The organism is Pseudomonas sp. K5002 (genome assembly GCF_013386655.1).
Taxonomy (GTDB): domain Bacteria; phylum Pseudomonadota; class Gammaproteobacteria; order Pseudomonadales; family Pseudomonadaceae; genus Aquipseudomonas.
In genome coordinates, this window is sequence record NZ_JACARK010000468.1 from 1 (window position 1) to 3610 (window position 3610).

Consider the following 3610-nt stretch of genomic DNA (forward strand, 5'->3'; position numbering starts at 1 on the left):
TGAAGATCGCGGCGCCGGTGGCGTCGGCGGCATGGATGATCCGCCGATGGCTGTGGCCGCCTTCGCGGGTCAGGTGGAACTCGAAGCCGCCGTCGTCGGTGCCGGAATGTTCGTCGCGGGTGAAGGGCACGCCCTGGTCGATCAGCCACTGGATGGCTTCGCGGCTATGCTCGACGGTGAAGCGCACCGCTTCTTCATTGCACAGGCCGCCGCCGGCATTCAGGGTGTCTTCGACGTGGGATTGCACGGTGTCGGTGTCATCGAGCACCGCGGCGACACCGCCCTGGGCCCAGAACGTCGAGCCATTGGCGAGGTCGCCCTTGCTCAGTACGGCTATGCGCAGGTGGCCCGGCAGGGTCAGTGCAAGGCTCAAGCCCGCAGCGCCGCTGCCAATCACCAGGACATCGTGTTGAAACTGTTGGCTCATTTGAAGGATTCCGCAAAAAGCGATCCGTAGGGGGCGCAAACAGGACGCCTGGATCGGCGAATCAAAGGGTGACACGGCCCACTAGTATATAGAGGGGGGGAGCGGCACAATAGCCGGGCATTCGTGGCATTGTGAGACTACGGGCAACGAACTGCACGGCTTTCATGAAACGGACAGCGATTGGGATGGGAACTTTTTGCATAGGCCCCGACTCAATAGCAGGATGCCCGAAAGCTGGGAACACGCTGGATTTGCTGAGCCGCGTCTGTGTCAGGCGCGTCAGGAAACTGGCGACAGATTATTCGCGCAGCCGGCATTGCCCGCGCTGCGTTTTTCGTGTGTGCCAAATCAGTGCGCGCCGGAAACTTGCTTGGAGGGGGAGAACTTTTGCGAAAAGTCCGAGTCTATGTTTGCAAGCCTGATCGATTAGTTATGCAAGCCTCCTTCAAGTACAACGAGGAGTGTTCATGCTAACCCAGGAAGAGGATCAGCAGCTGGTCGAGCGCGTTCAACGCGGCGACAAGCGGGCATTTGATCTGCTAGTGCTGAAATACCAGCACAAAATTCTCGGGTTGATCGTGCGGTTTGTGCACGACACCCATGAAGCGCAGGACGTTGCACAGGAAGCCTTTATCAAGGCGTACCGTGCACTCGGTAATTTCCGCGGTGACAGTGCGTTTTACACGTGGCTGTATCGCATCGCCATTAACACGGCGAAGAACTATCTGGTTTCTCGCGGTCGCCGCCCGCCGGATAGTGATGTTAGTTCGGAAGATGCTGAATTTTATGATGGTGATCACGGCCTCAAGGATCTCGAGTCGCCGGAGCGTGCATTGCTGCGCGACGAGATCGAAGGAACCGTCCATCGCACTATTCAACAACTGCCAGAAGATTTGCGTACGGCGTTAACTTTACGTGAATTCGATGGTCTGAGTTACGAAGACATTGCGAGCGTCATGCAATGTCCGGTGGGTACCGTACGCTCCCGGATCTTCCGGGCTCGGGAAGCCATCGATAAAGCCCTGCAGCCGTTGTTGCAGGAAAACTGAGACAGCGGCGACAGCCAAGAGAGGAACCGCCATGAGTCGTGATGCCCTGCAGGAATCGCTGTCCGCAGTGATGGATAACGAAGCGGATGAACTGGAACTTCGTCGAGTGCTTAATGCATTTGATGATGCCGAAACCCGTGATACCTGGTCTCGTTACCAAGTCGCTCGGGCGGTGATGCACAAGGATCTTCTAATCCCTCGTCTGGATATTGCTGCGGCCGTTTCTGCTGCACTGGCTGATGAAGCCGTTCCGGCAAAAGCTGCTCGCGGTCCTTGGCGTAGCCTGGGCCGTCTGGCAGTCGCTGCTTCGGTGACCGTCGCTGTATTGGCAGGTGTCCGCCTGTACAACCAGGACGAAATCGCCGGTGCCGAACTGGCCCAACAGACCCAGCAACCGGTCATGGCCGGCCCGCAGGTCAAGGGTCCAGCCGTACTGGCCGGCTACAAGGAAAGCTCCGATACCACCGGGCCTATGGCCAACGGTGTACTTCAAGGGCAATCCGGCTGGCAGGATCAGCGTCTTCCAGGCTACCTGCGCCAACACGCACAGGAATCGGCCTTGAAAGGCACTGAAAGCGCTCTGCCTTACGCTCGCGCTGCAAGCCTGGAAAACCGCTAGTCCGCCAAGGAGCTTTATGCGCGCCATACCGCTCCTTGCGCTTTTGCTCAGTGGCTGGTTTGCAGTCCCCGCCCATGCCGATGAAGCCCAAGACTGGCTGACGCGTCTTGGGCGGGCGGAGCAGCAGCAAAGCTTTCAGGGCACCTTCATCTACGAGCGTAACGGTAGTTTTTCTACCCATGACATCTGGCATCGTGTCCAGAATGGTCAGGTCCGTGAGCGGCTTTTGCAGCTCGATGGTTCTGCCCAGGAAGTCCTGCGCGTCGATGGCCGTACCCAATGCGTGAGCGGCACGCTGGTTGCCGGGCTTGGGGGCTCCCCCAATACCTCTGCGCGTACCCTTGATCCGCAAAAACTCAAAGCGTTCTACGATCTTGCCGTCATCGGCAAATCGCGCGTGGCCGGTCGGAATGCGGTGATCGTCTCCGTGACCCCCCGCGATCAATACCGTTATGGTTTTGAGCTGCATCTGGATCGTGAAACTGCGCTGCCATTGAAGTCATTGTTGCTTAACGACCAGGGCCAGTTGCTGGAGCGTTTCCAGTTCACCCAGCTCAATACATCGGTGCCTGACGATCGTGACTTGCAGCCCAGTGGCGAATGCACGTCGGTGGCGGTGACCAACGCCAAGGCCCCGGAGGTCGAGATCCCTCAGGATTGGCGCCTCGACTGGTTGCCACCAGGCTTTCAGCTGGTCAACAGCAGTGCCCATAAAGACTCCCACACCAAGGTAACCGTCAGCAGTCTGATGTATGACGATGGTCTGGCGCGTTTTTCGGTATTCCTGGAGCCGCTTAACGGTGCGACCGTAAACGAGACCCGCACCCAGTTGGGCCCGACAGTCGCCGTTTCACGGCGGTTGAATACCCTGGAAGGCGAGGTGATGGTGACCGTCGTCGGCGAGATCCCGATTGGCACCGCCGAGCGAATTGCGCTGTCACTACGCAGTGGCACCGTGCCCGCCAAGCCTTGAGTTGTTAATCCTATGTTCATCCTGATATTTCAATGTTGCGCAGGAGATAGTCGATGCCTGCCTCTGCCGAGAGCATGAAATGTCTGGATCATTTTTTTCACTTGCTAATATCCCCTATGTTTTTTATAGGTCAGGGCTTAACGGCCCTGGCCTTGTTTTGTTCGCGGAACAAAAATGTCGGTCGCAGTTTTTCGGCGTTTATTGAACCCTGTCGCTCAACCCTGCTCGTCGTAACGGGAGCTGTATGTCGATACCACGTTTGAAGTCTTACCTATCCATAGTCGCCACGGTGCTGGTGCTGGGTCAGGCCGTTACCGCGCAAGCGGCCGAGCTGCCTGACTTCACCCAACTGGTGGAGCAGGCGTCGCCTGCCGTGGTGAACATCAGTACTACGCAGAAGCTGCCGGATCGTAAGGTCTCCAACCAGCAGATGCCCGACCTGGAAGGCCTGCCGCCGATGCTGCGGGAGTTCTTCGAACGCGGCATGCCCCAGCCGCGCACGCCGCGTGGCGGTGGTGGCGGCCAGCGTGAGGCCCAGTCCC

At 58.3% G+C, this 3610-nt stretch carries 4 protein-coding genes and 1 pseudogene; 4 read left to right on the forward strand and 1 reads right to left on the reverse strand.

Going from position 1 to position 3610, the window contains the following annotated elements:
• Positions 1-427, reverse strand: a 427-nt coding sequence (locus HX846_RS20670) for an FAD-dependent oxidoreductase (RefSeq protein ID WP_178966001.1), incomplete at its 3' end; no start/stop codon positions are given.
• 467 nt (positions 428-894) lie between these two features.
• Between HX846_RS20670 and rpoE the strand changes: the two genes are divergently transcribed.
• The 4 genes and pseudogenes from rpoE to HX846_RS20690 form a co-directional block, all read left to right on the forward strand.
• Positions 895-1476 carry an RNA polymerase sigma factor RpoE gene (gene rpoE, locus HX846_RS20675; protein ID WP_003172477.1) on the forward strand — a complete coding sequence of 194 codons (582 nt, stop codon included), beginning with the start codon at positions 895-897 and terminating at the stop codon, positions 1474-1476.
• Positions 1477-1507: 31 nt separating this feature from the next.
• Positions 1508-2095: a sigma-E factor negative regulatory protein gene (locus tag HX846_RS20680; protein WP_003172479.1), complete on the forward strand. Its 588-nt coding sequence runs from the start codon at positions 1508-1510 to the stop codon at positions 2093-2095.
• 16 nt (positions 2096-2111) lie between these two features.
• Complete coding sequence (locus HX846_RS20685; RefSeq protein WP_178966002.1) at positions 2112-3068, forward strand: MucB/RseB C-terminal domain-containing protein; 957 nt, start codon at positions 2112-2114, stop codon at positions 3066-3068.
• A 244-nt stretch (positions 3069-3312) separates the two neighbouring features.
• A pseudogene (locus HX846_RS20690) lies at positions 3313-3610 on the forward strand (S1C family serine protease); the annotation flags it as partial.